Source organism: Paenibacillus sp. S28 (assembly GCF_016624415.1).
Classification (GTDB): domain Bacteria; phylum Bacillota; class Bacilli; order Paenibacillales; family Paenibacillaceae; genus Paenibacillus_AQ; species Paenibacillus_AQ favisporus.
The window spans coordinates 157,648-184,368 of sequence record NZ_JACVTM010000006.1 but is presented as its reverse complement, the minus strand read 5'-3'; the positions used below and the strand labels follow the sequence as shown (position 1 = coordinate 184,368).

The 26,721-nt window shown below is 54.7% G+C and carries 24 protein-coding genes and 1 other annotated feature; of the genes, 1 reads left to right on the top strand and 23 read right to left on the bottom strand.

Translation table 11 applies throughout. The features are described 5' to 3' along the window. Window positions 1–213: 213 nt before the first annotated feature. From IAE55_RS16595 to IAE55_RS16530, 14 genes are all read right to left on the bottom strand, one after another. The gene (locus tag IAE55_RS16595) at window positions 214–2,082 is read right to left on the bottom strand and encodes a sensor histidine kinase (protein ID WP_234489611.1); all 1,869 of its coding nucleotides are present in this window, start codon (window positions 2,080–2,082) and stop codon (window positions 214–216) included. Then, window positions 2,082–3,647, bottom strand: a complete 1,566-nt coding sequence (locus IAE55_RS16590) for a response regulator (RefSeq protein ID WP_200633285.1) — start codon at window positions 3,645–3,647, stop codon at window positions 2,082–2,084. Before IAE55_RS16590 ends, IAE55_RS16595 begins: the two co-directional genes overlap by 1 nt. A 204-nt stretch (window positions 3,648–3,851) precedes the next feature. Continuing rightward, window positions 3,852–5,531, bottom strand: coding sequence for an extracellular solute-binding protein (locus tag IAE55_RS16585; protein WP_200633284.1), 1,680 nt, complete (start codon window positions 5,529–5,531; stop codon window positions 3,852–3,854). Between the two features lie 61 nt (window positions 5,532–5,592). Then, complete coding sequence (locus tag IAE55_RS16580; protein ID WP_089550132.1) at window positions 5,593–6,459, bottom strand: carbohydrate ABC transporter permease; 867 nt, start codon at window positions 6,457–6,459, stop codon at window positions 5,593–5,595. Between the two features lie 70 nt (window positions 6,460–6,529). Further along, complete coding sequence (locus tag IAE55_RS16575; protein ID WP_442793336.1) at window positions 6,530–7,420, bottom strand: ABC transporter permease; 891 nt, start codon at window positions 7,418–7,420, stop codon at window positions 6,530–6,532. Window positions 7,421–7,679: 259 nt separating this feature from the next. Then, the gene (locus IAE55_RS16570; RefSeq protein ID WP_200633282.1) at window positions 7,680–8,636 is read right to left on the bottom strand and encodes a protease complex subunit PrcB family protein; all 957 of its coding nucleotides are present in this window, start codon (window positions 8,634–8,636) and stop codon (window positions 7,680–7,682) included. A gap of 88 nt (window positions 8,637–8,724) precedes the next feature. Then, window positions 8,725–9,207 (bottom strand): hypothetical protein, encoded by a 483-nt coding sequence (locus tag IAE55_RS16565; protein ID WP_200633281.1) that lies wholly within the window; start codon window positions 9,205–9,207, stop codon window positions 8,725–8,727. A 162-nt stretch (window positions 9,208–9,369) separates the two neighbouring features. Continuing rightward, window positions 9,370–10,080, bottom strand: coding sequence for a hypothetical protein (locus tag IAE55_RS16560; protein WP_200633280.1), 711 nt, complete (start codon window positions 10,078–10,080; stop codon window positions 9,370–9,372). After that, complete coding sequence (locus IAE55_RS16555; protein ID WP_200633279.1) at window positions 10,077–11,030, bottom strand: ABC transporter ATP-binding protein; 954 nt, start codon at window positions 11,028–11,030, stop codon at window positions 10,077–10,079. The genes IAE55_RS16560 and IAE55_RS16555 overlap by 4 nt, the downstream gene beginning before the upstream one ends. A gap of 30 nt (window positions 11,031–11,060) precedes the next feature. Beyond that, complete coding sequence (gene argS, locus IAE55_RS16550; protein WP_200633278.1) at window positions 11,061–12,761, bottom strand: arginine--tRNA ligase; 1,701 nt, start codon at window positions 12,759–12,761, stop codon at window positions 11,061–11,063. Between the two features lie 60 nt (window positions 12,762–12,821). After that, window positions 12,822–13,071: a binding site (T-box leader), on the bottom strand. An 83-nt stretch (window positions 13,072–13,154) separates the two neighbouring features. Continuing rightward, the gene (locus IAE55_RS16545) at window positions 13,155–13,553 is read right to left on the bottom strand and encodes a PqqD family protein (RefSeq protein WP_200633277.1); all 399 of its coding nucleotides are present in this window, start codon (window positions 13,551–13,553) and stop codon (window positions 13,155–13,157) included. 4 nt (window positions 13,554–13,557) lie between these two features. After that, window positions 13,558–15,471 carry an OPT family oligopeptide transporter gene (locus IAE55_RS16540; RefSeq protein ID WP_200633276.1) on the bottom strand — a complete coding sequence of 638 codons (1,914 nt, stop codon included), beginning with the start codon at window positions 15,469–15,471 and terminating at the stop codon, window positions 13,558–13,560. Between the two features lie 167 nt (window positions 15,472–15,638). Continuing rightward, window positions 15,639–15,977: a four-helix bundle copper-binding protein gene (locus IAE55_RS16535; RefSeq protein ID WP_200633382.1), complete on the bottom strand. Its 339-nt coding sequence runs from the start codon at window positions 15,975–15,977 to the stop codon at window positions 15,639–15,641. Between the two features lie 77 nt (window positions 15,978–16,054). Next, window positions 16,055–17,164, bottom strand: coding sequence for a CobW family GTP-binding protein (locus tag IAE55_RS16530; protein ID WP_200633275.1), 1,110 nt, complete (start codon window positions 17,162–17,164; stop codon window positions 16,055–16,057). A 211-nt stretch (window positions 17,165–17,375) separates the two neighbouring features. Here IAE55_RS16530 and IAE55_RS16525 point away from each other — a divergent pair, with 211 nt between their 5' ends. Further along, window positions 17,376–17,897: a MogA/MoaB family molybdenum cofactor biosynthesis protein gene (locus tag IAE55_RS16525; protein ID WP_145156782.1), complete on the top strand. Its 522-nt coding sequence runs from the start codon at window positions 17,376–17,378 to the stop codon at window positions 17,895–17,897. A gap of 79 nt (window positions 17,898–17,976) precedes the next feature. Here the strand turns inward: IAE55_RS16525 and IAE55_RS16520 are convergent, their stop codons facing one another. The 9 genes from IAE55_RS16520 to pduL all read right to left on the bottom strand — a co-directional run bounded on the left by IAE55_RS16520 (window position 17,977) and on the right by pduL (window position 26,584). After that, window positions 17,977–18,486, bottom strand: coding sequence for a hypothetical protein (locus IAE55_RS16520; protein WP_200633274.1), 510 nt, complete (start codon window positions 18,484–18,486; stop codon window positions 17,977–17,979). 99 nt (window positions 18,487–18,585) lie between these two features. Next, entirely contained in the window at window positions 18,586–19,596 is a 1,011-nt protein-coding gene (locus tag IAE55_RS16515) for an acrylyl-CoA reductase family protein (RefSeq protein ID WP_200633273.1), read from the bottom strand. 396 nt (window positions 19,597–19,992) lie between these two features. Further along, window positions 19,993–21,444 (bottom strand): nicotinate phosphoribosyltransferase, encoded by a 1,452-nt coding sequence (locus IAE55_RS16510; RefSeq protein ID WP_200633272.1) that lies wholly within the window; start codon window positions 21,442–21,444, stop codon window positions 19,993–19,995. Window positions 21,445–21,509: 65 nt separating this feature from the next. Then, window positions 21,510–22,058: a cysteine hydrolase family protein gene (locus tag IAE55_RS16505; RefSeq protein ID WP_200633271.1), complete on the bottom strand. Its 549-nt coding sequence runs from the start codon at window positions 22,056–22,058 to the stop codon at window positions 21,510–21,512. 14 nt (window positions 22,059–22,072) lie between these two features. Then, a complete protein-coding gene (locus IAE55_RS16500) occupies window positions 22,073–22,825 on the bottom strand; it encodes an NUDIX hydrolase (protein WP_076169533.1) in 753 nt (250 codons plus the stop codon). Between the two features lie 192 nt (window positions 22,826–23,017). Next, on the bottom strand, window positions 23,018–23,419 hold the full coding sequence (locus IAE55_RS16495; RefSeq protein ID WP_076167968.1) for a PaaI family thioesterase: 402 nt from the start codon (window positions 23,417–23,419) through the stop codon (window positions 23,018–23,020). 322 nt (window positions 23,420–23,741) lie between these two features. After that, window positions 23,742–24,185 (bottom strand): RicAFT regulatory complex protein RicA family protein, encoded by a 444-nt coding sequence (locus IAE55_RS16490; RefSeq protein ID WP_076167971.1) that lies wholly within the window; start codon window positions 24,183–24,185, stop codon window positions 23,742–23,744. Between the two features lie 32 nt (window positions 24,186–24,217). Then, window positions 24,218–25,780, bottom strand: coding sequence for a tRNA (N6-isopentenyl adenosine(37)-C2)-methylthiotransferase MiaB (miaB, locus tag IAE55_RS16485; protein WP_105443589.1), 1,563 nt, complete (start codon window positions 25,778–25,780; stop codon window positions 24,218–24,220). 231 nt (window positions 25,781–26,011) lie between these two features. Next, window positions 26,012–26,584, bottom strand: a complete 573-nt coding sequence (gene pduL, locus IAE55_RS16480; RefSeq protein ID WP_105443590.1) for a phosphate propanoyltransferase — start codon at window positions 26,582–26,584, stop codon at window positions 26,012–26,014. Window positions 26,585–26,721: the final 137 nt, after the last annotated feature.

The following is a 26,721-nucleotide window of genomic DNA, read 5'->3' as shown; positions in this document are numbered from 1 at the left end:
TTTTTAATGCCATGAGCATACACTAAGTAACCAGTCTATTACTACTTCTGTTCGGCTGATAATGGACGGGCATGCTGTTACACCACCATGCGCCTGCTCAGCCTTTTCGGCGCTGCGCTTATCCGGCTCTGTCATCATCCCCGTACGGCTTACGGCTGCTATGCAATACTGTTACAGCGGTTTCCTCAGCTGCATCTCCCGTTTCTCTTCTGCTCATCCTGTCCTCCCGATATGGTCATGACCGTTCTGCTGTTGTTCGCCCCGGCTGCGCGGCTGCACCGGAATCCGGATCGACACGCAGGTTCCGATCCCCGGCCGGCTGTACAGGGAGACGCCGTAATCGCTGCCGAAATACAGCTTGATCCGGTCGTTTACGTTCCGGATGCCGTAACCTTTACGCTGCTGCGAGGTGCCTGACCCGGCCGTGCCCGCACCCGAGCCTGAGCCTGAGCCGGACAGCTCCTCCACCCGCTCCCGCGTCATCCCGCTGCCGTCATCGATGATCTGGAAGACGATCGAGCCGGTCCCGGCGTCCATCCGCCCGACAACCCGGATATAAATCCGGTCCCCGCGCCAGGCATGCTGCAGCGCGTTCTCGATAAACGGCTGAAGAATCAGCTTCACCGTCATAAACTTGACGATCTGCGGGTCGATGTCAAAATGAACCTCCATCCGCTCACCGTACTTGACCTGCTGGATATCGATGTATGCCTGCGCCTGCTCGATTTCATGATAAATCGAAATGACGGTCTGCCCTTCATTCAGTGACAGCCGGTAAAACTTCGCCAGGTTCATCACCATCTGGTGCTGCTTATCCACTTGCCCGAACTTGGCCAGCCGGCTGATCGATGAGAGCGTATTGTACAGGAAGTGCGGGTTGATCTGGGCCTGCAGCGTCTCGAGCTCTGCTTCCTTTTTCTTTAAATTCGTGACGTACACTTCCTGGATCAAATGTTCCGTCTGCTCGCCCAGCTTGTTCAGCGAGCCGGCGATGATCGTAAATTCGTCGTTCCCCCGGTAATGGATCCGCTTGTGGAAATCCCCCTGCTGAAAACGCTGCAGCACCGACACGACCTTGGACACCCTTCTGGAAAAGAAGCGGGACACCCCGTAGGCGACGATCGAGATCAGGCCTACGCTGAGCAGACAAATGATCAGCGTAAGCAGGTTCACCTTGCGTGTGTCCTGCTCTACCACGCTGTTCGGCACATAGGCCGCCAAGTTCCAGCCGAGCTCCGGCAGCGTTTCCTCCAGCATCGTATAGCGGCCCGGATCGATCTCCATCTTGCTCCCGGGTTCGGAAGCCAGCAGCAGACCGCTTTCGCCGGAAGCGTACATTCGCCGGCCACCCTCCCCGCTGATCGACAGCATGCTGCCGCTGCCGATTTTGCCCGCATCGACGCTCCGGAAAATTTCGGACAAATAAACGCTGATCCGGATAAACCCGATCGTCTCCAGCTTCATTGGATCGCGGGTATCGACCAGCCGCCGCAGCAGCGAGATTCTCCCGAACATGCCGTCGTCTTCCACCTGCCTCCACACGACGGTTTTTCCGTATTCCTCCGGAGGAAAGTCAGCGTACCACGGTTTGTTCTGAATCCGGTTCAAATGGTACAAATCCCAATGATTGCCCCTGGTCAAAGGGTCCGTTCCCTGCGGGTCGGCGTTATAGATTTCGGGCAGCGTTTCGTTTTTTAAATAAATGCTCATCCAGATCCGCAGGTTGCTCGAATCCGTGACTTGGCGGAACTTTGGAATCAGAAGCTTTTTTGTCGTCTGGTAGCTGACCCAGCCCTCCTCGTATCGCATCAGCTCCAAGGGCATGCTTTCGTCAAAGTACAGCAAGTCCGACAGCCGCTGCGTGTCCTCCATTTTATAGGCGATGTTGTCGCGGATCTGCTTCAGCGTCCCGGTCAAATTCGTGTTCATTTGCTCGCGGTAGGAGTTGACGAGGATTGTATTGGCGATATAACCGAACATAAAAATCGGCACGATGATCAGCACCAAATAGGAGATAAACAGTTTGACGCCAAAGGGCAGGAACAGCTTCCCGCCTGGCGGCCTCATTGCCGCGCGCCTCATTATACGTTTCTCCGGAACTGGCCCGGCGTCATGCCGAACACCTCTTTAAATTGCCGGCTGAAATAGGGCATATACCGGTACCCGACCCGGTCGGCCACTTCGTAGACCTTCACTCTGGGATCCCTGAGGAGCTCGCCCGCTTTCTCCATCCGCAGGTGAATGACGTATTCGCTGAAATTCGTGCCCATCACTTCCTTGAAGAGCGTTCCCAAATAGTTTGGGGAAAAGCATAGGTGGTCTGCGACCTCCTTCAGCGTCACATTTTCGTGCAGCTGCTCTTTCACGTACCGGATCATTTCGTCAACGAGCTTCGAGCTTTTCTTCTGCTTACGGCGTTGAATAACCTCTGCGGCGGCAAAGAGCCGTTTTCGCAGCCAGGAACGGATATCGTCGATCGTCTCGAGCTGCAGCATCACATCCGGACTGCCTCCCGTTTCCTCTTGGAGGGCGTTCGCAAGGCTCTCGTTGATCGCCCGGAGGTGATGCTCGAGCCCAAGCAGGATGTGCATGACGAAATATTGGATTTTCAGCTTCGACCTCATCCCGGCCGCAGCGGCGAACAGCCGGTCGATTTCGTCGCTGACAGTGACGAGATCGAAGTTCACTACAGCGGTATACAGCGGCTCCGGCGGTAGAGCGGTTTGGGAAGGCTGCTCGAGTTCATCGTCCCATTTCAGTTCCCCATGGCGGATGACCCGGCCCTTGCCGGCAATCAGCTTGCACGACAGCGCCTCCAGAGCCTCACCGTAAGAACGGCGCAGCCCGGTCAGATTTACCGCTTCTTCTCCTACACCGACCGTGACGGAGAAGGGATGCAGCTCTTGAATCCGATCCGCCAGAGCCGACAGCGCTTGTAAGTTCACCCCGTCCTCGATCAGCACGAAAATCCGCCGTCGCGAAGTTTTGCACACATGCCGGATCCGGGCCTCGGTGAGCAGCGGAACCAGCGAATCGTAAAATCGGTTGAACCATTCCTGCTGGCGGTGTTCCGGCATCGGGTCGAGCTTCCAGCTGAGGTCGTCCAGTTCGACGGCGGCCGCACGCACAGGCCATCCCAAACGGTCAAACCCGTAGCTTTCCTGCAGCACCCCGGCAGCCTCTTCGGCTTCCGCGCCTTCGAGAAGCTTCAACAGATAGTCGTTTTTGGCGATTTCCCGGTAAGCCTGTTCGTTCTGCTGCCGCCGTTTCTCCTGATCAAGCTGCTGCACGACGGTGCGCAGCGCATCGGTCAGCTCCTTATCGTCCATCGGCTTCAGCACGTAGCTGAACGCATTCAGGGCAATCGCCTCTTTGACATAGTGAAAATCCTGGTAACCGCTCACGAAAATAACCCGAAGCCGGCCCGCGAACTCCCGTGCCTTTCTGGCCAGCTCCAGGCCTGTCATGCTAGGCATATGTACGTCTGTTACTAAAATATCGACCGGCTGGCGTTCCAGCAGTGCCAAGGCGTCAAACCCATTGTTCACCGCGCCTGTCACTTCCAGCCCCAGTTCTGCCCAAGGAATAAAAGAGCGCATACCCTCCAGATCAAGAATCTCGTCATCCACGATCAACACCTTGTACATGAGCTCATCTCCTGATCATTAAAATGAATACTATGGTCAGATCCCGGCTTCAGACAAACAGCCGTTCATCCGTCCCACGCGATCATGCCATCTACCCTGAATACGCCCCGGACGCTGGAGAAGCGAGCAGCCGCCCCGGGTCGGGACGGCATCCTCGCGATTAGAAGAATTAGTATCATTATACTAGAACATGCTAGATTTAGATTACTGACCGCCGATTTTTTTCAGGTTCTCCTGCCATTTCTGCGTCTTGTATTCGAGCAGTTTGTCGTATCCGACCGCCAATGCGTCCTTCTGCGCCTGGTCCAGAATCGCCAGCACCTCGTCGTCGCTCTTCGCATACAGCGCTTTGGCGCGGGATTCGGAGAAGATTTCGTCCACGCTCTGCTGAATGATACCTTCTTCGGTATCCGGCATCGGGCTCAGGTTGACGAAGGCGGTGGCGTTATACTGCGTTTTCCACGTAATTTCGGATTGGTAGCGGCTTTCCCAATTCTGTTTTTCCGGCGGGAGCGTCTTCTCAAACTTCATCTTCGACTTGTCGATATAGACGGTATTGCCGTTCCACTGGAGATTCACCGTCGCATCCATAATATCGCTGCGCTTTTGGATGTCGTTAGTGTATGTGTCGGTAAAGACCGGATATCCTTCTTCATCCGTGCCCTGCCACAGCGTTCCTTCAGGTCCCCACATGATGACCCGGCTTCCTTCCTCTCCGGTCAGCCAGTCAAGGAACGCAAAGATCTTCTCAGGATCCTTGGCGGACTTCGTAATGACGGCCACGTTCCAGCCCAGCTGATTGTAGGTTCCCGTCCAAATCTTGTTTTTGTCCAGCCCTTCCTTATGCACTGGCCAGATCATTTCGTAACCGGAGGTCGGGTCCTTTTTCTTGAGCTCCACGTCGCCCTTGCTGCCGTATTCCGTCGGGCTCGCTCCGGCTGCGATGGCAATACGGCCGTTGTACGCTTTTTCAAGAATCTGGTCTTTCGTTTGGGTTAATGCGTCCTGGGCCATCAGCTTTTCGCGGAACAGCTTGGAAGCAAACTGCATGGACTCGCGGTAGACTGGATCCTGGAAAATAGACGTCAGCTTATTGTCGACCGGCACGGCTCTCTCTTTCAAATACACCGGCGGATGGTCTTCCCCGAACGCCCCGTACAAAATATCAAGCCCCTGCCCGTCCTTGGCCAAATCCGGCTCGAACGGCACCATGTTCGGATACTTGGCCTTCACGCTCTTCAGGTAGTTATACAGATCGTCAGTTGTCTCCAGCTTTGGCGAGCCAAGCTCTTTGTACACCTTGCTGTTCATCAGGTATCCGGCATTGCCCGCAGGCTGCGAGGTATACCAGTTCGGGAATTGGTACAGTTTACCGTCACTTGAGCGGAGCATGTTGAGCGTCGAGTCACCGGCCCATTTTTTCAAATTCGGATATTTGTCCAGATAGTCGTCATAAGGCACCAGCATGCCTGCCGCACGCAGCCGCTCCACATCGGCGCCGCGCTCCATCCAGATCACGTCAGGCAGCTCTTTTGAAGCGATCATCGTGTTGAGCTTTTGGGCCGCATTGCCGCCGGAGTTGATGGCCGTGACATTGACCTTTTTGTTATCCTGAATCCATTTGCTCGCAACGTCCCCGCCCCAGGTCGGCATCGTATACCAGTCATAGTGGCCGTAGAACGTAAAGTCGACTGGCGCGCTGCCGAGCTGGAAGGGCTCCGAGGCGCTGCCCCTTCCTTCTTTCGTTTCGGTTTTACTCTCTGCCTTCAGTGCGGCTCCGTCGGTCGTCTTCTCCCCGCCGCCGCCAGAACAGCCCGCCAGCGCCGTGGCTGTCGTGCACAGGAACACCAAGGCCACGAGCAGCGATCTTCTCCAACTTTTCATGCGTGATAACCCCTTTTCCCTATTGTCAAATTTATGTTCAAAGCAGCAATCGCTCCAAACCCTACTCCTTCAACGATCCCACCATAACGCCCTTCACGAAATACTTCTGCACAAACGGGTACACGGCGATAATCGGCAGCGTCGCCACCATCATCGTCGCCATTGAAAGCGACTTGGTCGTCACACTCTTCATCGTTTCGAGCCTGCTCTGGGCAGCCGAGTCCAGCTTGGACATCTGCTCGGTCATAATATTCGTGCTCAGTATCTGCTGAAGCATGGATTGGATCGGCAGCAGCTTCTCGTTGGTGATGTAAATGCTGGGCAGAAACCACTCATTCCAATGAGCGACCGCGGTAAACAGCCCGAGCGTGGCGATGACCGGTCCCGACAGCGGCAGGATGATCCGAAAAAAAGTGGCCCAGTTGCCGCAGCCGTCGATTTTGGCCGATTCCTCCAGACCTCCGGGAAGCCCCATGAAAAACGTCCGGAAGATGATCATGTTCCATACACTGATCAGACCCGGGATGATAAACACCCAGAACGAATTCATCAAGCCCAGACCGCGGACGACGAGAAACGTCGGAATGAGCCCGCCGCCGAAATACATCGTCACGACGCACATCAGCATGTAAAACTTGCGGCCGATCAGTTCTTTCTTCGTCATGCCGTAGGCGAAGATGGCGGTGCACAGCACCGACAGAATGGTGCCGACGACCGTCCGGAGCACGCTGATCAAAAACGCGTTGGCAATCCGGTCATCCTGAAAGACGACCCGGTAATTTTCCAGCGACCATACCCGCGGCCAGAACGTGATCCCGCCGAGTGCCGTATCCATGCCGTTGTTCAGCGAAATGACCAGTCCGTTCCAGAACGGGTAGAATGTGCTGAATCCCAGTAAAATTAGCAGCAAATAAATGAAGACCATCATGATCCGGTCACCGGTACTTGTATATTTCACAATACTGCAGCCTCCCTGTTTCCTGCGGTGTCTCCCGCGCTTACCACAAGCTGTTTCCCGACCTGCGGGCAAAGTAGTTGGCAAAGGTCAGCAGGCCGACGCTGATCACAGCCTTGAACAAGCCCACCGCCGTGGCGTACGAGTAGCGCTGGTTCGTGATGCCCACCCGGTACACATAGGTATCGATGACGCTGGCCACATCCCGCAGCACCGGATTTGCCCCGAGCAGGAGAATGTCTTCAAAGCCGGCGCTCAGCAGATTGCCAATCGCCAGGATCATAAAGATAACGACCACCGGCATAATGGAAGGGATCGTGATCATGAATACCTGCTTGACCCTTCCCGCTCCGTCGATCGACGCCGCCTCATACAGGCTGAGGTTGATCCCTGCGATCGCCGCCAGATACACGATCGAATTGAATCCGATCTCCTTCCAAACGCTGGTCGAGACGATAATGCCCCAGAAATACTCCGCCCGTCCCAAAAAGCCGATCGGCTCCTTAATCAAATGCAGCTTCTGCAGCAGGATGTTCAGGCTGCCGTTATCCGTGGACAGGATCGACATGGCAAACCCGGCTACGATCACCCAGGACAGAAAGTGCGGCAGGTAGCTGATCGTCTGAACAACCCTTTTGAAGAACATTTGCCTGACTTCGTTCAGCATCAGGGCCAGAATGATCGGCGCGGGAAACCCGATACCAAACTTCAGCAGGCTGATGATGATCGTATTGCGCAGAATCGTCCAAAACTCCGGTGCATGAAAAAACATGCTGAAATGCTTGAATCCCACCCATGGACTGTTCCAAAATCCGTTAAAAATGTTATAGTCCTGAAAAGCCATCAGTACGCCGTACATCGGTATGTATGAAAAAATAAAAATCAAAATGAGCGCCGGTATGACCATCAGCTGAATATCCCACTGCCTGAGCATCCGGTAAGCCAATCCCCGCTTTTTCCTCCTCTCGGCGATGGGCACGCTGTTCGCTAGCTGCGACATCCTCTTCCCCCCTTGCCAACATTGTAAACGGGATGGGTGCCGCGATACTATTTGCCTCGTCAACGAAAAATGATACTTTTAACCGGAATATTTCTATTCTTGATCCAGCCGCAAAAAAATCCCCCTGTCTCCGGTATCCGGAAAGCAGGGGGATCCAGTATCACCGCGATGTGCGGACGATACGATTCATGGTTTATTGGGTAACGGAAGGCATCTCTTCGAGCGATCCCTTCAGGGAAATGCCCGTACCGAGGCCGCCGCCGGTTTGCTTGACGCTGACCTGAATTTTGCTGTCCATGTAAAAGGAAGCCTTGGCCGTGGAAATGACCTGCGGATACATCATGCCGGGGGCGGGTTTCGTGACGGTGTAATAGGCGACCGCCTTTCCTTCCGAGACGAATTCGATCCGGTCGATCTTGAGGCCGTATCCCGGATTCGGCATGTCCTCTTTGGTAAGGACGATCCGGTTCACCTGGTCGTTTACCTTCTCTATACTGACAGCGACCTGGTCATCGTTCTCCGGCTGATTTACCGGCTGATGCGAAGCAACGAAATTCATGGCGTGATAGACCATCTCTGCCGCCTCCATCCGGGTGATGTTGTCCCTTGGATGGAATTTCTGCTGCGCATCTAGTTCGGCTATGTGGGTAAGGAGCAGAAACTGGACGGCTTCCCGAGATCCGGAAGCCATATCGTTCTCATCCTGGACCGTGACGTACATTTTGATCAGCGGGTAGTCACCGGTAGCGGTGACGGCTTTGTAGAGCATCTGCGCGAACTCTTCCTTCGTGACTTTGTCGTTCCAGCTGCCGATGGTCGATGCCACAAGCCCGTGATCCAGCGCCGTTTCGGCTGCTTGAGCATACCAAGCTGTGGATGGAACCGCCAGCGTCCCGGCGTTCGCTGCACCTGCATCCGGCTGAAGCTTCATCGCTTTCACCAGCATCTGCACGCTTTGGGCTGCCGTCAACGGCTCGGCCGGACCGAACCGGTCCGCTGAAATCCCGTGAATGACCCCTTGCGTTTGCAGCGCTTCGGCGATACCTTCCTGCTGCTTATTCGGCAGATCCGAGAATGCATAGGCGGAAGACGCCGACACCAGACAGCCTACCGCCACCATGAACGCAGCCCATTTCTTTGTGATTTTCATCCAAATCACCTCCTCAGCCTCTCAGACGGGGAACCTCCCGCAAATGTTTCAATATGCCCGTAGGCCGGAATGCCTATTTTATGACGAGTCAGAGCGGATTGGAAACTCCCGGCTGATCATTCTCCAGCCCCAGCTTGACGTATAATTCATTCGTATACCGCTGCAGCTTCTGCTCGAGCTCCTGGGCTTGATCCCGAAAAGCGGTCAGCTCGCGGATCATCCGTGCGCGCCCGTCCGGCGTGAACGTCTCCTTGATCCGTTCCTTGAAATAATCGTGAACGATATAATTCCGCTGCTTCCATACCTCTTTTAATAGAAGCGTCTCTTCTTCCGTAAAAGGAAAGTGATGCCGGATTTCGTTGACGAGCTGGCCCAGGGAACTGCTGAGCTTGCGGCGGTACAGCTCGGTCAGTTCCTCTTCGGAGGGAACCTCCCCCTTCGACAGCTTCATCAGCATCAGCAGATTGGTCAGCTGCTGCTCCAATGCCTGCGAATAGTATACGGCCAAGCCGAAATACGCGAACAGTTCCTTCGATTGCTGCTCGATACCTTGTAGACCGACTGATTTCATGCTTTTCCTCCTGACTCCTGCTGCCGAGGTTCAACCTCTTATGTAAAAATTCCTGATCGGATAGACCTATCTCCATGTTACCGTGCTTACGGTCCAATCACAACCCGGGGGTAGAAGGAAATCAACGGTTCCAATGTTCTGAGAAAAGCCCAATGTATCAGCCTATGTTCTGGCATCACGGTATGCAGAGAATATCCAATAGGCTGCGGCCAGAGCAAAAGCATACAGGTACGTATACCCGATTACTCCCCATACTCCTGTAAGGAGAGCGGTATCACTCCGCATCAGGGTGTCGATCATTTCAGCCACCGGAGGGAAGGCCCAGCGGATCCAGGATAACCCTTCGGGCAGCTTGGCCGCAATCTGCCTCGCCCCAATCGATAAAATGACGATGATCAGCAGAATCGCCGTCGCGCGGCTGATATTGCGGATGTAAGCGGCTTGAAGGAAATAGCTGATGCCTGCGCCCAGCATGCCCAATGCCAGATGCCCGGAAGAAGCGATAAGCCACTGCCGTGCGCTGACCGTTTCGGCGAACATGTTCATCACCACAGGATACAGCAGGAAAAAGGCGCTTAAAAAGACGATGACGGCGAGCAGAGCCAGCATTTGACTTGCGGCATATTTCCGCATGCTCCCTGCGTGAATCACGCTGAGCTGTTCCAATACGGCGCCCGCATGATTCAGGAAGCTGAACGACAACCAAGCCCCGCCGACAAACAGAAATGCGGAAGTGACCGCATAGCTGTCCATCACCGGGTTCGGCTTGTAGGAGTACAAAAGCATCATCGCAATTAGCATGCTCCCCACAGGAGCAAAGTATCGGTAAGACCGGATGTAGCTGGCAAGTAAAAAAGAAGCGAGACGGATCATAGCGCTCCTCCTTCTAAGGCAGCCACCGCAGTCTTGAGCAGCTCGCCTAGATCCACTTCGGAGGGTTCGTGCTGCGAAACGGATACGATATGACCCCCGCCGTTAAGGATCAACTGCAGCACATGATCGCTCAAGTCCGTTCTTACATGAATCTCGGATTCCGCCCCCTCTTTTACCCAAGCCACTTCCCTATCGCCGATCCCCTCTAAAGACTGGCGGACGCGCAGCGGATCTCCATGAAAAACAATAGTCGCATACCGGACCGTTTCTATGCGGAACCCGCGTTCCTCCTTAACGATCTTTCCGTTCTCAAGCAGTACGATGCGATCCGCTGTCTGGTTGATCAGCTCCGGCTCATGGACGGACATCACCATCGCAGTCCCCATCCCCTTCATGTCCATCAGCAGGCGGACCACCTCCTTCTGCGAGGGGACGTCTATGCCGGATAAGGGCTCATCCAGCAGGAGAAGCCTTGGTTTCCCCATCACCGCCTGAACCAGATTGATCTTCTGCAGCATGCCTTTCGAAAAATGGCTCATTCGAACATCCCTGTACGAATCCATACCCAGTCTCTTGAGCCATTCGGATATTTCCGTCTGGACGGTCCGCTTGTCCATCCCTCGCGTAATGCCCATGCTCATTAAAAACTCGCCCGGCGTAAACGGCAGCGCCGGAAACTTCTCGGCGACAAGTCCAATCGTGGGGCTTCGGACATCCTCCACCCGCCGTCTTCCCTCGGTAGGACGGGATAATCCGGCCAACAAGCGCAGCAGCGTGCTTTTGCCCGAGCCGTTCTTCCCGACCAGCGCCGTGCACTCCCCTTTGGCGATCTCGAGCGTCATATGCTCAATCACTACCCGGCGGTCGTAGCGTTTGCTGACATCCTCCAGCCGGAGGATGATCTCCGCCGGCGTGTTCCGCCGGCCGCTTCCTTGCTCCTGTACAGCCAACCAACTCTCCTCCCGTTTCAACAAATGGCGTCACATCCGCTGCGGCGTTTTTAATCCGAGCAGATGCATCGTTCTCGCTAACGAATCGCCCGTCAGCTCTGTCAGCTTCAGTCTCGCTTCCCTCAGGCTGCTGTCCTCGGTGACAATCCGTTCCTTGTTGTAAAAATGGTTGAACGCTTGAGCTACATCCAGCGCATACCGCGCCATCACCGACGGCTCGTTGTTCTGGATTCCGCGCTTCAGCTGATCCGGGAAGCGGGTCAGCAGCTTCAGCAGCTCCCATCCGGAATCTCCAAGCTGGCCGTTAACCGCTTGGGCAGGCCCGGCCGTTCCACTCTCCGGTTCCCCTGCCGCGCGTCCTTTGGACAGCACGCTTTGGGTACGCGCATACGTGTACTGAAGATACGGCCCTGTCTCCCCATCGAAGTTCAGCGCTTCCTCCAGGGAAAAATCCACTTCGTTCTGGCGGTTGTTTTTCAAGTCCCCGAAAATTATCGCCCCAATGCCGACCGCCTCCGCGACCTCCTCCTTATGTTCGAGGCTGCTGTTTTTCTCTTCGATGATTTGCAATGCCCGGGCAACCGCCTCATCCAGCACTTCCTCAAGATAGACGATCTTGCCGCGGCGGGTGGACATTTTCTTTCCTTCAAAGCGCATCAGGCCAAACGGTACATGCTCGCATTGATCCACCCAGTCTGCTCCCATACGGCGCAGCACGGCAAATACCTGCTGAAAGTGCAGCCTCTGCTCGCCGCCCACGACATACAGCAGCTTGTCGCCTTTCAAGACATCGTGCCGGTAAAGGGCGGTTGCCAGGTCACGCGTCGGGTAGATGGTCGTTCCGTCCGTTTTGATGATCAGGCAAGGCGGCATCCCCTCCTCATCCAGGCGCACGACCAGCGCGCCATCGCTCTCTTCGAGCAGATGCTGGTCGCGCAGCTGATCCACGACGGCACCCATCTTGTCGTTGTAAAAGCTTTCCCCGAGCGTATAGTCGAAGCTGACGCCCAGGCGATCGTACATCCGCTGAAACTCCTCCAAGCTGACGTCCACGAAATATTTCCAGAGCCGGTAAGCTTCCTCATCCCCGGATTCCAGCTTCCGGAACCAGTCCCTGGCCTCCGGCTCCAGCGTCTCATCATGGGGTGCTTCCTCATGAAACTGAACGTAGAGCTTCAGCGATTCCTTGATCGGATTGGCCGCAATGGCTTCATCGTTCCCCCAGCGTTTGTATGCGGCGATTTGCTTGCCGAACTGCGTGCCCCAGTCTCCCAGATGGTTGATGCTGGCCACGTCGTACCCCGCCAATTTGTACATGTTGTACAGGGCGGCGCCGATCATCGTGGAGCGCAGATGCCCGATGCCCATCGGCTTCGCGATGTTCGGCGAGGACATGTCGATGAGCACTTTTTCTCCTTTTCCCAGGTTCGGTCTATGATCCGTCGCCGTCAACTCGTCCATGATTTGCTGTTCATAACGCTTCCGGTCCAGCCTGAAGTTGACATAAGGGCCGGCGGCCTCCGCCTGTATTCCGTTTCGCCCGTCAAAGTGGGCAGCCAGCTCTTTGGCGATGTCCGCAGGCGATTTTTTAAACGTTTTGGCCAGCGTAAAGCATGGGAAAGCGACATCCCCCATCTGCGGCTGCGGCGGGATTTCCAGCAGATCCTCGATTTGCTGCTTCGTCCACGGCACGTGCGGCTCGAGCGCCGACGCGATCCATTCCTGTAACATAACAATCATCCTTTCCATATCGTAACGACTATCAAAAATCAAAAAAGCCCCCGTCTCTAATATAGAGACGAGAGCTGAATTCCCGCGGTACCACTCTAAGTAAACGGCCCATGCGCCAGCACGGCATCCGTTTCCCTTGAAGCCTGTAACGGCGGCTAACCGGACCTCTCTACTCCGCACCCATCTAGCGGTTTTAGTTCAAAAGGCCGTCTCCCGGGTGCGCTTCATGAATCGCGGCATACCGGCTTCCACCATCCCCGGCTCGCTTGATGCCCTGACGCTTCACTACTCTCCCGTTCCATGACGTTCAATTTTCCAATAGTATACACGGGGGACAGCAAAGAATGCAACACCCCAATTTCCTGCCGCAGGATTGCCTGTTCATGTTACCTCTTATGCATCCTGTGCCCGTTGGCAGGAATCACCGGGACGGCATACGGCCAAATCGTTCATTTCCAGCAGCTCGATAAACTTGGCCAGCCTTGGCAGCAGCGGCTCCGCCTGCTCACCGAACCGGGCATGGAGCTTGCCTGCGATATCCGCCACCGAGTGGGAACCGTCGCAGCAGGCGGCCACTTCACTGCCCAGCGCATCCAGCCGGATTCGGACGACCGCCGGCTGTTTCATCCATTTGACCGACTGGCGGGCCAGCCATCCCTCCCGCGGCACAGACAACGTCACAATCCCTTCGGTCTTTTCCCACTTCACCTTCGAATGCAGCACCGGAACCAAGTCCAGCAAGTTGATCGGTATTCCCGCGGCGTCCTTCCGCTTTTTCCGGTAGCCCAGCATGTTGCTACACCTCCCGCTTCGTCACGACGGACTCTTTCTTTTGCCGGAGAGAGATCCAGGCCAGCATTACGACGACTAGCAGGAAAACAACCAGCGGAAGCACATTGCTGGAGACCAGAACGTCTCCCGGAATCGGAACGCCGAGCCAGATCAGGATCGCAATGATCACCCCGATCAGCGATTCGCCGGCGATCAGGCCCGAAGCCAGCAGCGTCCCCGTTTCCACCCTGGCTTTGAGCAATCCGGCGTCCTTCCGTGATCGCCATTCCACAAACCAGCGAACGATACCGCCGACCATGATCGGGGTGCTGACATGAATCGGCAGGTAGATGCCGACCGCTACGGTCAGCGAGTTGAGACCCAAGAACTCGAACACAACCGCCGAAGCCGCACCGATATAAATCAGCTCCCACGGCAAATTGTTCGACATGATCCCCTCCACGATCAGCCGCATCAATACGGCCTTCGGCGCTGGGAGCTGCTCGGATCCGAGTCCGTAGCTTTCGTTCAGTACGGACAGAATGAAGCCGATCACCAGACCGGATACGAGTACCCCGATCATCATGGCTACCTGCTGCTTCCAAGGCGTCCCGCCCACCAGGTAACCTGTTTTCAAATCCTGAGAAATGTCCCCGGCCACAGCCAACGCGACGCAGACGATCGCTCCAACCGTCAGTGCGGCGATCATTCCCCCCATACCTGATAACCCGGTCATCTTAAAAATAAACGTTACGATGAGCAGCGTCGCAATCGTCATGCCGGACACCGGTGAGGAGGAGCTGCCTACCAGGCCAACAATCCGGGAAGCGACCGTTACGAACAAAAAGCCGAAAATGGCGATGGCGATCGCGCCAATGATCCCCACGTCGGTCAGCGGGGCAAACGCGATGATAATAACGAGAAGCGCAATCATGATCGTCACCCAAAAGCCTGGAATATCAAAGTGGGTGCGGTCCAGCGCAACCTTCTGCTCGTTTCGTTTGCTCAAGCCGGACAAAGTCGCCGCCAGCGAACTGAACAGCATGGGCAGGGTTTTGACCAGCGTGATCAATCCACCTGCCGCCACTGCGCCCGCGCCAATGTAGCGGATGTAGCCCTCCCAGATGCCCCAGGCGTCCAGCTGCGGGATCGGTGCTTCGGCCGGTGACAGCACAGCCTGTGCGCCTCCGCCGAAAAATCCTATCATCGGAATCATCACGAGCCAGGCCATGATCCCGCCGGCAAGCATCTGCCCCGAAATCGCCGGACCGATAATGTAGCCTACGCCAAGCAGCGCAGGGTATGTATCCATGCCGATGACCGCGTTTTTAAACCGGTAAATGCCGGTTTCGATCTCGGTCTTGAACCACTTGAAGCCATCACCCAGCGCTTTCACCAGCCCGCCGGCGATAAATCCGTACAGCACCATTTTTGCGCTCTTGCCGCCGGTTTCTCCCGATATGAGAACTTCGGCGCAGGCGGTGCCTTCCGGGTAAGGCAGCGTCTGATGCTCATTGACGATCAGCAGCCGGCGCAGCGGGATCATCATCGCGACGCCCAAAAATCCCCCGACGAGCACGATGAAGCTGACGGTTCCGATGCCCGGGACTTGATTCCACATATACAGGGCGGGCAAGGTAAAGATCGCCCCGGCTGCCACCGCCTCGCCCGCTGTCGTCATCGTTTGCACGATATTGTTTTCCAGGATCGATTTTCGTTTAAACAATCCTCGCAGGACACCAAGCGATATGACGGCGGCTGGAATGGATGCGCTGACCGTCAGCCCGATTTTAAGTCCCAGGTAGGCATTGGCAGCTGCGAAAACAACCGCCAGGATGATGCCCAGAATGACGGCCAGCACCGTAAGTTCCGGCAGTGTTCTGGATGCAGGTATGTAGGGGATGAAACTTGAAGATTCCTTGGTCTTTTGCTTGTCCATGTTGTTCTCCCTTCTGCCGATTCAGGTTGTAGTAACCATCCATATGTTACCCGGATCATTGGAAAAACAATCGCATAGACGGATGTGTAACCCTGAAACGAAAAAAGCCTGACCGCCGGGTCATCCCTCGGCAATCAGGCAATCGTTCAATGCTGTATAATGATCGGTCAGGCCGCGACGAGCATTTGCCGGCAGGCTTCGGCGCAGCGGCGGCAGGCCTCGGCGCATGCTTGGCAGTGATCGTGCTCGTGCTTGCTGCATTCATCGGCGCACGCTTCACAGGCCGTGATGCACAGCTCGCAGATCTGCGTCACAAACGGGCTGTGGCGAAGCATCGACTGCGCCGCCAAATCGCAAATATCCGCGCATTCCCGGTCCAGACGGATGCATTCACGCAGCATGGCGAGCTCATACTCCTTCAGACTGGACACATAACACACATTACAGGCATTCATGCACTGCAAACAGGCTTCGATACAATCCTTGTACTGTTGTTCCTGATTCATCATGATCGATCTACCTCCCGTGATTTATTGCTCTGCACATCTATTAACCGTTTGGGAGGCGTTATAACCAGGAAAATTCAGTCTGTCTTCCGCGCCCCGCCTTGTTCCAGGCTGAGCAAAGCTTGTTCGAGCTCACTCCGCGAAAAGTGCTCGCCGATGAAAACCGCAACATCCGGAACATTTCCCTGCGGGGTGATTTTCATAAAATCGGACTCCCGGAAGGCATATTGGAATAGGAAGCGGCTGGCCGTATCACTGAAGGTCAGAACACCTTTGGCCCGGTACACGTCCCGCGGAAGATTGGCGATCAACCGTTCAAAGGCCAGGCTCTCGACGGGACCTTTAAAATAATGGGTGTAAACCATAACATGATCATGCGATTCATGGGCATGTGATTCATGGTTGTGCGATTTATGGGCATGATGCGGGTGGTGCAAAGTTTGCGATTCCCCGCCATGATCCGAAGCCGATTCACCGTGCGATTCGGCGTTCTGCTCCCGGCCATTTTGCGGTGCAAGCTCTCCCGAAGCCTGCTTGCTCTCATTGTCTGCCGCGCGAGTCCAATCTGCCTTGACTCCTCCCAGAGCATCAAGCAGCGCCGGGATGTCCACCCGGCACCGGACCGCCTTCCACACCCCAGCGTATCCGTTCCACCGTTCAACAATGCTTTGCAGCAGGCCTTCCTCCTCTTCTTTGACCCTGTCCATTTTGTTCAGAATCAATGCCGATGCACAGCGGATCTGTTCCTGCATGAGCCGGTAGGTTTTGCCCTTCTGAACGTTGTAAAGCTCCAGCAAATGAGCGGAGTCCACGACCGTTATGATGCCCCTCAGGTCGATCGGCAAATAGAGAGCTGCCTCGGACACCCCCTCCAAAATTTCCATCGGATTGGCGATGCCCGTCGCTTCGACCACGATGACATCCGGTGCCTCGCGCTGGATCAGACCGGCGATTTCCCCGCTCAAGTCCCCGCGGATCGAGCAGCAGATGCAGCCGCTCAGCATTTCCGTCATCGGGACCTGCTCCTGCACCTGCAGCCCGTCGAGGTTCACGTCACCGACCTCGTTCATGATGACGGCAGGCAGCAATCCCTCGCCTTGCCAATGGTCTATCAGCTGCTGCAGTAATGTCGTTTTTCCGCTACCTAGAAATCCGGACAGTATGTAAATTGGCGTCGTTTGGCTCATATGATATCTCCTCCGTTATCCTTCCTTGCATGACTAGCACAGTGTACTACAGCACCCATCACTGCCGCAAGGCACCCTTTTCCCCTCCCTTACCGCCCCCTGTAGCTTACCACTGCTAAGTCATTGCCGTTGTCGCCTTCAACTTGCAAGGCATTCTGGAAAAGACTATCCTAGTGAAATAGCCAGAAAAGATCGTAGGAGTTGATAACGTATGAACATGAAGTCTGTGGACGAGCATCGAAGCCAGGCACCCGCGACGGTGTCCTGCATGGTCGTGACCGTCTCGGATACCCGTACCAAAGAAACCGATACCGGCGGACAGCTGATGATCTCCCTGCTTGAGAAAGCGGGCTACCGGATTGCCGATTATACCATCGTGGCGGACGATTACGAGGGAATCCGCGAGCTGGTGCACGCAGCGTCAGCGCGTCCGGATGTCGAGGCTTTGCTGCTCACCGGGGGAACCGGCATTTCGCCGAGAGACACGACGTACGAGGCGGTCTCTTCCCTGCTGGACAAGGAAATGCCCGGCTTTGGAGAAATATTCCGGTACCTGAGCTACACGGAGGATATCGGGGCGGCAGCGATTCTGAGCCGGGCCATCGCCGGTACGGTCGGTAAGACCGCCGTCTTTTCTATGCCGGGGTCCAGAGGGGCCGTCAAGCTGGCGTTGGAAAAGATCATCGTGCCGGAGCTCCGGCATGTCATGCGGGAAATTTACAAGAAGGAATAGACTGCGGGTAAACGAAACGCAAACACAAAAATGCCGGACTCATCGCAGATGAGCCGGCATTTTCGTTTTTTTCCCTGAATTATTTCATCCGCTCGATCAGGGAATTAAACACCTTTTTCACTTCCGGGTCGTATTTGCCCTTCTCTTTGCCGGAGGACGTGTAAATCAGCGAAGCGGTAGAATAGTTATAGATGACCGTCCGGGACCGCGGCGTATCGATCAATTTTTGGTCACCGTACCAGTTATGAATCCGCTCGACCCGCTCCGCTTCGTTTGAAAAGACATGCAGCGTAATATATTGCAGCGGATTGCCGGCGATCATGTACATATAACTGATATTGCCTCTTCCGTCCTCCGCGTACATCTCATGGGTCAGAGGGACCCCTTCATGCCCGAACTGAATCTGCATCTCCTTCAGAAACTTGCCGTTCAGCCCTTTGCCTTGGGATTGCGCCCGAAGGTTTCCCTCCGAATAAGACTGCATATTATATAGTTTCGTTTCTTTTTTGACGACTTCATGCGAATCGCATCCGGCCATGGCGGCTGTAACCAGCATACCGGCCAGAACTCCCGCTACCCGTTTCTTCATGATGGTTCATCCCTTCCAGATTCCTGTTGCCGATTGTAGCGGCACTAAGATGATATAGGGTTAGAATGCCATCAAAGCATACGGTTTATGCAGCGCGGTTCACTCGGACAAAGATTCCAAGCGGAGCAGCGTCCGCCCCACAGCTTTTCCGCGCAGAATAGCCTCCAGGACGTCCGGAAGATCGCTCAATCCGCATTCGGTTAATCCTTGGGACAATGCTGTCTCCGGCTTCCACGCTGATCCGAGCAGCTTCCAGACCCGGCTCCGGGTTTCCATCGGACAGAACACGGAATCGATCCCGAACAGGTTGATGCCGCGCAGGATAAAAGGATGAACCGAACTTTCGAACGCCGTTCCTCCGGTCAATCCGGAAAGGGCGATGCCGCCGCCGTATTTAACGCTTTTCAGCAGCGTCCCCAGCTGTGGACCCCCGACAGGGTCGACCACGCCGGCCCAGCGGCTCTTGGACAGCACGCCTTGAACCGGGGCGGAAATCTCTTCCCTCCCGACCACGGCGCTCGCCCCGAGCCCGGTGAGCCAATCCTTCTGGGCTTCCAGCTTGCCTGTGCTGGCAGTCACTTGATATCCGAGCCGGGACAATATGCTGACAGCAAAGCTGCCGACACCGCCCGTCGCTCCGGTCACCAGCACCTCTCCGCTTTCCGGCGTGAGGCCGCTCCGGATCAACGCATCAACCGATAAGGCGGCGGTAAATCCGGCCGTCCCGATTCCCATGACCTCTCGCATGCTGAGTCCCTCTGGAAGGTGTACCAGCCAATCACCTTTAAGGCGGGCGTATTCGCTGAATCCTCCAAAATGGTCGGTCCCTACACCGTACCCCGTGCACAGCACCTGGTCACCGGGCTTAAACGCCGGGTGCTCCGAATGCGTGACTACGCCAGCAAGGTCAATGCCCGGCACCATCGGATACCTGGAGACGACCTTCCCATCAGGCAAGCTTGCCAATCCGTCCTTGTAATTCACTCCCGAATAATGAACGCGGATCGTTACATCACCCGGCGGCAGCTGACCCTCGGTCAGCGTTTCGATCCCGCTCCGGAATCCGCCATTCTCGTCTTTTCGGACCATAAAAGCCTGAAACTTTTCCATATGCGTCGTCCCTCCTTAAGATTGTCCATATTATACCGCTGTCCGTGGTCCCTTTCAAAATACGGTCTAAGAACGAAACCCAATACCCTGCCCTTCCAGTGCCAAATAGTTCATGGCATGAAATGTTGGGAGCTTGGCAAGGTCAAGCCAATCATCAGCCTACCGTGCGATCGACAGCTGTCGAATGATCGGGAAGTGCATCGGAGTATGCCTGATTCTGCGCTTTCCCGAGAAATAATGCCCTGCTTCCCACCCTAAATATCTGCACGAGAAGAACCCGTCTCGATATTATTATTGGTTAAGCGGTAAGGCTGACGGTCTCCAGATACTAATACAGTCTAATATATAAAAAAAAGGGGCGACCCTTGGTCCCCCCTCATCGGCTCGCTTTTGCAGCTACTCATCCTGCTGCATATATTCCGCCATCATCTTTTGCTTCATGTCCCATACTTTCTCGCTGATATTGATGCGATAAATTTCCGGATTCAGCTTGCGTAAGTATTCCGGCCAAAATAAATCCATCTGCTCCCGGTGGTATTCCCGGATTTCATCCAGCGACGGCAGTTTGTACACCAGCAGGCCGTTCTCGAAAACCGGTGTAAGCATTTCAATGGCATCGTAGTTTTTTACGTATTTCTGCAAATACGGGTGCTGCGGATTAAACAGCTTCAAACGGAGGCCGTCATGCGGCTTTTCCTCGCCAGGGAAGGCGATGTAATCCGCCGTTGCTTTCCCGCTGACCCGGTCCACGATCCGGTAGACGTTCTTTTTGCCCGGTGTCGATACTTTTTCGGGATTGCCCGATATTTTGATCGTCGGTATCATCTTGCCCTTAATCTCGCGTTCCACCAGCTTATAAACACCGCCCAGCGCCGGCTGGTCGGCCGCCGTAATCAGCTGGGTGCCTACGCCCCACGTATCGATCCGTGCCCCTTGCGCCTTCAGGTTAAAAATGGTGTTTTCGTCGAGGTCATTCGAGGCCACGATCTTCACATAGTTCAATCCGGCCTGATCGAGCATCTCGCGCGCTTTGATCGATAAGTACGCCAGGTCACCGCTGTCCAGACGAATGGCGTTCATCTTCTTGCCCATCGCCTCCAGCTTCTTGGCCGTTTCGATCGCATGCGGCACACCGCTCTTGAGCGTGTCGTACGTGTCCACGAGGAGCGTCACTTGATCCGGCATGACCTTGGCATAAACGTCGAACGCCGCCTGTTCGCTTTCGAAGGTCTGTACCCATGAATGGGCATGCGTTCCTTTTGTCGGGATGCCGAATTTCTCTCCAGCGAGCATATTGGAGGTTGCGTGAAAACCAGCCACATAAGCGGCCCGTGCCCCCCATACCGCAGCATCGGCTTCCTGCGCCCGGCGCGTGCCGAATTCGAGCAAAATATCGTCGCCGGCGACCTGCTTGATTCGAGACGCCTTAGTGGCAATCAGTGTCTGGAAATTCATGAAATTGAGCAGCGCCGTTTCCACCAGCTGGGCTTCCATAATGGTGCCTTCCACGCGGACCAACGGTTCGTTTGGAAAGACGAGCGCGCCTTCCTTCATCGAGTGCAACGTGCCGCAAAACCGGAACTGCTTTAATTCCTCCAAAAACGCCGAATCGTAATTCTCTTCCTGCTCGGATAAATACTTTATATCCTCATCGGTAAACCGGAGATTGGCTATGTAATGCACGATACGCTCCAGGCCGGCGAAAACCGCATACCCGTTTCCGAAGGGAAGCTTGCGGAAGTACGCCTCGAACACCGCTTTTTGCCGGTGCGAGCCGTTCACCCAATGCGCGTACATCATGTTGATTTGGTATTTATCCGTGTGTAAGGCCAGACCCATCGTCTGCATCCCGAGTTCCTCCTTGCTGGTACGCCTGTCATATCAGGCAGGCCCGGTGTCCCGGGCCATCGTCTTTACTGCTCTGCTCCTTTGACAACCTGCGCACCCAAACTGTTTTTAAAATGCTGCAATGCCCACGTATGCCCATCCGGGTTGAAGCTGGCTACAGCATCTTCGTACACCGTGATGCCGAAGCCCTTATTGTACGCCTCTACAGCGGTGTGCAGCACGCAAATATCGGTGCATACCCCGATCAGATACACTTCGGTGATGCCGCGCTCCCTCAATTTGAGTTCGAGATCCGTTCCACAAAAAGCGCTGTACCGCGTTTTGTCCATCCAGTAAATCGCATCGCGATGGTCGTTGTATACCTTCTCCAGCGGGCCGTACAGTTCTCTTCCCCGCGTGCCGCGTAGGTTGTGGGGAGGAAACAGCTTTGTCTCCGGATGATGAGGATCGTCCTTCTCGTGCAGATCCACAGCCATGACGACCCAGTCGCCGCGATCGACGAAGTCTTTAGTGATGGCGGCTACTGCCGGCGCGATATCCACTGCAGGCTGGCCTACAGGCAGGCTTCCGTCGACAAAATCATTCGTAAAATCGATAACGATCAGTGCTTTCATCTACCTTCACTCCCTTAGGTATAAATGGATAGCAGCGGCACGTAATCGGTGAACCGGTACAGCTGAGCCGGTCGCTGGGAATACTGGTTGGAGCTCAGCGGCTTTCCGTTCTCGTCGCGTACTTCTTCGAGGATCCCCTGCCGGCTGCGCGTAGACGTAATTTTACGGATAAAATTCGGCTCGCTGAATTCCGGAACGACGGTCTGGATGACCTGGTACAGCTCGCTTAACGTAAACTGCTCGGGCAAAAATTGGCGCGCAATCGTGGAATGCAGCATCTGCTGCTGAATCCGGTGGTACGCATCCTGGATGATTTCCCGGTGGTCAAAGGCCAGCTCCAGCTCGTTCAGCACCTCATCGATGCCGAACAGACCAACCTCGCCGGCATCGTCCGCCGCCTGTCTGCTCTCCAGCATCCATTCTTCCACCAAGGCGAAGAAGGCGTTGCTGATAATCCAGCCGCGCGGGTCTCTTCCCGGCTTGCTGTATACGCCTAAATACTCGAGGTGTCCGCCGTCGACACCGGTTTCTTCCTTGAGCTCACGCTTTGCCGCGTCATAGATCGATTCGCTTTCCTGGCAGAATCCTCCGGGCAGCGCCCACATCCCCGCGAACGGCCACGACTTCCGGCGGATCAGCATGACCTTTAGCTCCCGGATCGGCAGCGTTTTGGTCACGGTCTTGCGCTCGCGCTTGGTCAGCGTAAACATCACAATGTCCGCGGGTACACCGTCAGGCGTGCGGTACTTCTTCGGGGAGTACCCCATCTCCTCGGCGGTCTTCTCTTTCGGTCTGCCGCTTGCTTTCTCATTTTCAGTCATCTTATCACCACATAACATCTTTTTGATACTTTCATTATGAACTATAGATAAAAAAAGTCAAGTCATTCTGTCTATGTTGTGTAAGCCGCGTTCGATTGTTTTGTCCTGCACACGAAAGCAAAAATCCCCCGTAAATAGCTACTTGCGGTTTACTACCCGAAACGTAGCTGTCGCCATACAAGCCAACGTGCCTTCACTGTCGTTAATTTTTGCTTCGGTGACGAGAGACCGGCCCGCTTCGTGCAGCACCTTGGCCGTCACCGTTAATCTCCCCGGAACCATCGCATTCATAAAGTGCACGTTAATGTCGGTAGTAACGCAGCTGTCGATATTTTTAGCCGCAGTCGCTACCATTCCCATCGCCTGGTCCATCAAGGATGTCAGCACGCCCCCATGGATGATGCCCATGGAATTGGTGTGGTGCTGCTTGGCATCGAGCGCAATGACCACTTCTTCCTTGCTTGCGGATACCAGCTCGCAGCCGAGATACGCCCAGAACGAATCCTGTCCCCGGGCCACCATTTGTTCCAATGCGTTCATTGTCGTCTCCCCCATGCTGTCATTTTTCGCGTATTCCCCCAGCATCCTTTGCCGGAGAAGCCGCCTTCGTTTTTCTCTATGTTGTCAGCGATAACTGTTTACGTTCATGTTTAACCAAATTCGTCTGCTCTATCCCATAAGTCGGTTTGGATAGCCTACCGCCTGGCTTGATTCCCCCTCGTTTCCCGATGACAAAAAATAACCCCACAGCGGCGTGGGGCCTTCGCTCCGATGTTATTCTGGTACTCAGCGAAACCACGAAAGCCATGCGATCTGCATTTGAAAAAAAGGCGCGGACGTCTCGTCCGCAGCCTTGTAAAGGTTAGCCGCAGCTGGAAGGAGGTGCTTCCGTTCCCGCTTCCACGTTGACCTTTTCCGATACCGTATCATGGATGACGGAAATGACCAGCTGCAGCAAATAGTTAATATCGCTTTGGCTTTGCTGAAATTCGTTCACGAGAGGAATCGCATCGATCTCATCCTGCAGCGCTTCGATTTCTTTCTCGATTTTGGCAACCATTTCCTGATTTTGGAAGGATTCGAAGGCCACGATCTCTTTCTGCTTCTTCTTGATAGTGGCAATGAGGCTTTGCACGCGCTCATGATTGCGGATTTTCTCCTCCGCCTTCTGGAATTGCTGCACTTCTTCGCTTCCGGAAATCAGTTCGGCCAGTTCCTTGGCCTTGGACATAATATCGTCGCGGATCACAAGATCCTTCGTATCATAAGACATCATGCCGTATTTATTGATATGACCCTTCTCCATCTTGGTTCAATACCCCTATTCTGTTATGGAATTTACTGAGTTATTGCTGCCTCGGCCTGCGGCACATCCACGACTTCGCCTTTGATGTACCACGTCATCGCATCCGTAATTTTGACGTTTACGAAGCTGCCGATCAATTCCTTGCCGCCTTCAAAATGGACGAGCTTGCTGGTGCGCGTTCTTCCCGCCAGGATGGAGGCGTTGTTTTTGCTCTCGCCTTCCACCAGCACCTCGACGATCTGCCCGCGAAGATTTTCGTGGCTCTTGCGGCTGTACTCCTCAATCGTCCGGTTCAGGCGCTGCAGGCGCTCGCTCTTCACTTCCATGGACACATTGTCTTCCATGACAGCCGCCGGTGTACCTTCCCGAGGGGAATAAATAAAGGTGTACGCCGAGTCAAAACCGACTTCGCGCACCAGGCTCAGCGTATCCTCGAACTGCTCTTCGGTTTCGCCCGGGAAGCCGACGATGATGTCGGTCGTCAGCACCAATCCTGGCACGGTTGCCTTCAGCTTGCGAACCAGCTCCAGGTAAATTTCGCGGGTGTACTTCCGGCCCATGATTTTGAGAATTTCGTTGTTTCCCGACTGCACTGGCAAATGGATATGCTCAACGAGGTTGCCCCCTTTGCCGAGGACCTCCACCAGATGATCGTCGAAGTCGCGCGGATGTGACGTTGTAAACCGGACGCGCGGGATATCGATTTTGCGGATATCGTCCATCAGGTCGGCAAACGTGTACCGGATATCGTCAAAATCCTTTCCGTAAGCGTTCACGTTCTGGCCGAGAAGGGTAACCTCCTTGAAGCCCTGGCGCGCCAAATCGCGAACCTCGGCGATCACGTCTTCCGGCCGGCGGGATCGCTCCTTCCCCCGGGTAAACGGAACGATGCAGTATGTACAGAATTTGTCGCAGCCGTACATAATGTTGACCCACGCCCGCAGTCCTTCACGCTTCTTCGGCAGGTTCTCAATGATGTCGCCTTCCTTGGACCACACTTCCACGACCATCTCTTTGCTGAACAGCGCTTCCTTGATGAGCATCGGCAGCCGGTGAATATTGTGCGTACCGAAGATCATGTCCACGAAGCCGTGCTTCTGCATAATCCGGTTGACGACGCCTTCTTCCTGAGACATACAGCCGCAAACGCCAAGCAGCATATCGGGCTTCTCCGTCTTCAAGTGCTTGAGATGGCCGAGCTCGCCGAACACTTTGTCTTCTGCATTCTCACGGATGGCGCATGTGTTCAGCAGAATGATGTCCGCTTCCTTGCGATCTTCGGTAGCGGTGTAGCCCATCATCTCCAGCATGCCCTTGATCGTCTCGGAGTCATGCTCGTTCATCTGGCAGCCGAACGTGTATACGATATAATGCTTCCCTGCTCCAATCCCTTGAAGCTCTTCCGGCACAGCGTTCTCATACAGCACTTGAACGTCTTCCTTGCGCCGTTTCTTGCTTTGTCTATGGTTAGGCTCCGAAATAATATGAATCTCACGGCCCTTGATCCGGATCTTCTTTCCGAATTCGTCCTCTGACAGAACTTTGGCATCGGAGAAATCAAAATATTTGGAGTAATCCTTCGTTTCCTTCGCCATGCTGTTGACCACTCCTTTAACCCAGGGAACCCCTGTTAAACGACATTCTAATAAATTATAGCATGAACCTAATGGCATATCTACTGATTGCCGGGACTTCCATCTATGTATAAGCATAGCCGAATCGTTGAATCGAAAGACATCTTTCGTTCATCACGCCACTGGTTAAACAACAAAAAAACGGAGGATGGCTCCCCCGTTCTAAAGGCCTGCCGGCCTGGTCAGTCGTTGTTAGTCAATGATTTCAGCCGTATCTCCGGTTTTGGCACCGGCTGCGTTGGCCTCGTCTGTGTCGATGTGCATGTCGAGCGCAAACGAATCGGATACGCGTGCAATGACGTTTTCAAACACCAGACCGCGCTCGCCGCCGATGCGCACTTTCAGCTGCTGCTTGTCGGCAATGCCCCAGCTTTGCGCGTCGCTCGTGTGAAAATGGATATGACGAGCAGCAACGATCACGCCCTTCTCCAGTTCGATCTCGCCTTGCGGGCCCTTTACCTTGATGCCTGGGGTTCCTTCAATATTTCCGGACTCGCGGACCGGAGCTTTCACGCCGATGGCGAAAGAATCCGTACGGGAAATTTCCAGCTGGCTTGCCGAACGGGCAGGCCCTAAAATTCTAACCTTATCAAATTGACCCTTCGGACCGATAACGGCCACCGTTTCATTGGCGGCGAATTGTCCGGGTTGGGATAGCGGTTTAAATTCGGTCAGCTGATAGCCTTGACCAAACAAAGCTTCAATATGTTCTTGGGTAAGATGGATATGTCGTGCGGACACGCCTACAGGTACAGTTTTACTCACGTGGATCACTCCTTAAATTTTCTCTATGTTCTGTACAGGCCAGACTCATTATACATCCTTTTACCCAAAAAAGAAAAAGACGTCACCGCTTTCATTCCAACTTTCATGCATTTCCTGCCATTCTGCTACAAGATTGT

Coding starts and splice junctions, on each gene's coding strand:
- IAE55_RS16595 (WP_234489611.1), bottom strand. CDS start 2,082: ATGAGGCGCGCGGCAATGAGGCCGCCAGGCGGGAAGCTGTTCCTGCCC.
- IAE55_RS16590 (WP_200633285.1), bottom strand. CDS start 3,647: ATGTACAAGGTGTTGATCGTGGATGACGAGATTCTTGATCTGGAGGGT.
- IAE55_RS16585 (WP_200633284.1), bottom strand. CDS start 5,531: ATGAAAAGTTGGAGAAGATCGCTGCTCGTGGCCTTGGTGTTCCTGTGC.
- IAE55_RS16580 (WP_089550132.1), bottom strand. CDS start 6,459: ATGATGGTCTTCATTTATTTGCTGCTAATTTTACTGGGATTCAGCACA.
- IAE55_RS16575 (WP_442793336.1), bottom strand. CDS start 7,420: ATGCTCAGGCAGTGGGATATTCAGCTGATGGTCATACCGGCGCTCATT.
- IAE55_RS16570 (WP_200633282.1), bottom strand. CDS start 8,636: ATGAAAATCACAAAGAAATGGGCTGCGTTCATGGTGGCGGTAGGCTGT.
- IAE55_RS16565 (WP_200633281.1), bottom strand. CDS start 9,207: ATGAAATCAGTCGGTCTACAAGGTATCGAGCAGCAATCGAAGGAACTG.
- IAE55_RS16560 (WP_200633280.1), bottom strand. CDS start 10,080: ATGATCCGTCTCGCTTCTTTTTTACTTGCCAGCTACATCCGGTCTTAC.
- argS (WP_200633278.1), bottom strand. CDS start 12,761: ATGTTACAGGAATGGATCGCGTCGGCGCTCGAGCCGCACGTGCCGTGG.
- IAE55_RS16545 (WP_200633277.1), bottom strand. CDS start 13,553: ATGCTGGGCTACCGGAAAAAGCGGAAGGACGCCGCGGGAATACCGATC.
- IAE55_RS16540 (WP_200633276.1), bottom strand. CDS start 15,471: ATGGACAAGCAAAAGACCAAGGAATCTTCAAGTTTCATCCCCTACATA.
- IAE55_RS16535 (WP_200633382.1), bottom strand. CDS start 15,977: ATGAATCAGGAACAACAGTACAAGGATTGTATCGAAGCCTGTTTGCAG.
- IAE55_RS16530 (WP_200633275.1), bottom strand. CDS start 17,164: ATGAGCCAAACGACGCCAATTTACATACTGTCCGGATTTCTAGGTAGC.
- IAE55_RS16525 (WP_145156782.1), top strand. CDS start 17,376: ATGAACATGAAGTCTGTGGACGAGCATCGAAGCCAGGCACCCGCGACG.
- IAE55_RS16520 (WP_200633274.1), bottom strand. CDS start 18,486: ATGAAGAAACGGGTAGCGGGAGTTCTGGCCGGTATGCTGGTTACAGCC.
- IAE55_RS16515 (WP_200633273.1), bottom strand. CDS start 19,596: ATGGAAAAGTTTCAGGCTTTTATGGTCCGAAAAGACGAGAATGGCGGA.
- IAE55_RS16510 (WP_200633272.1), bottom strand. CDS start 21,444: ATGCAGACGATGGGTCTGGCCTTACACACGGATAAATACCAAATCAAC.
- IAE55_RS16505 (WP_200633271.1), bottom strand. CDS start 22,058: ATGAAAGCACTGATCGTTATCGATTTTACGAATGATTTTGTCGACGGA.
- IAE55_RS16500 (WP_076169533.1), bottom strand. CDS start 22,825: ATGGGGTACTCCCCGAAGAAGTACCGCACGCCTGACGGTGTACCCGCG.
- IAE55_RS16495 (WP_076167968.1), bottom strand. CDS start 23,419: ATGAACGCATTGGAACAAATGGTGGCCCGGGGACAGGATTCGTTCTGG.
- IAE55_RS16490 (WP_076167971.1), bottom strand. CDS start 24,185: ATGGAGAAGGGTCATATCAATAAATACGGCATGATGTCTTATGATACG.
- miaB (WP_105443589.1), bottom strand. CDS start 25,780: ATGGCGAAGGAAACGAAGGATTACTCCAAATATTTTGATTTCTCCGAT.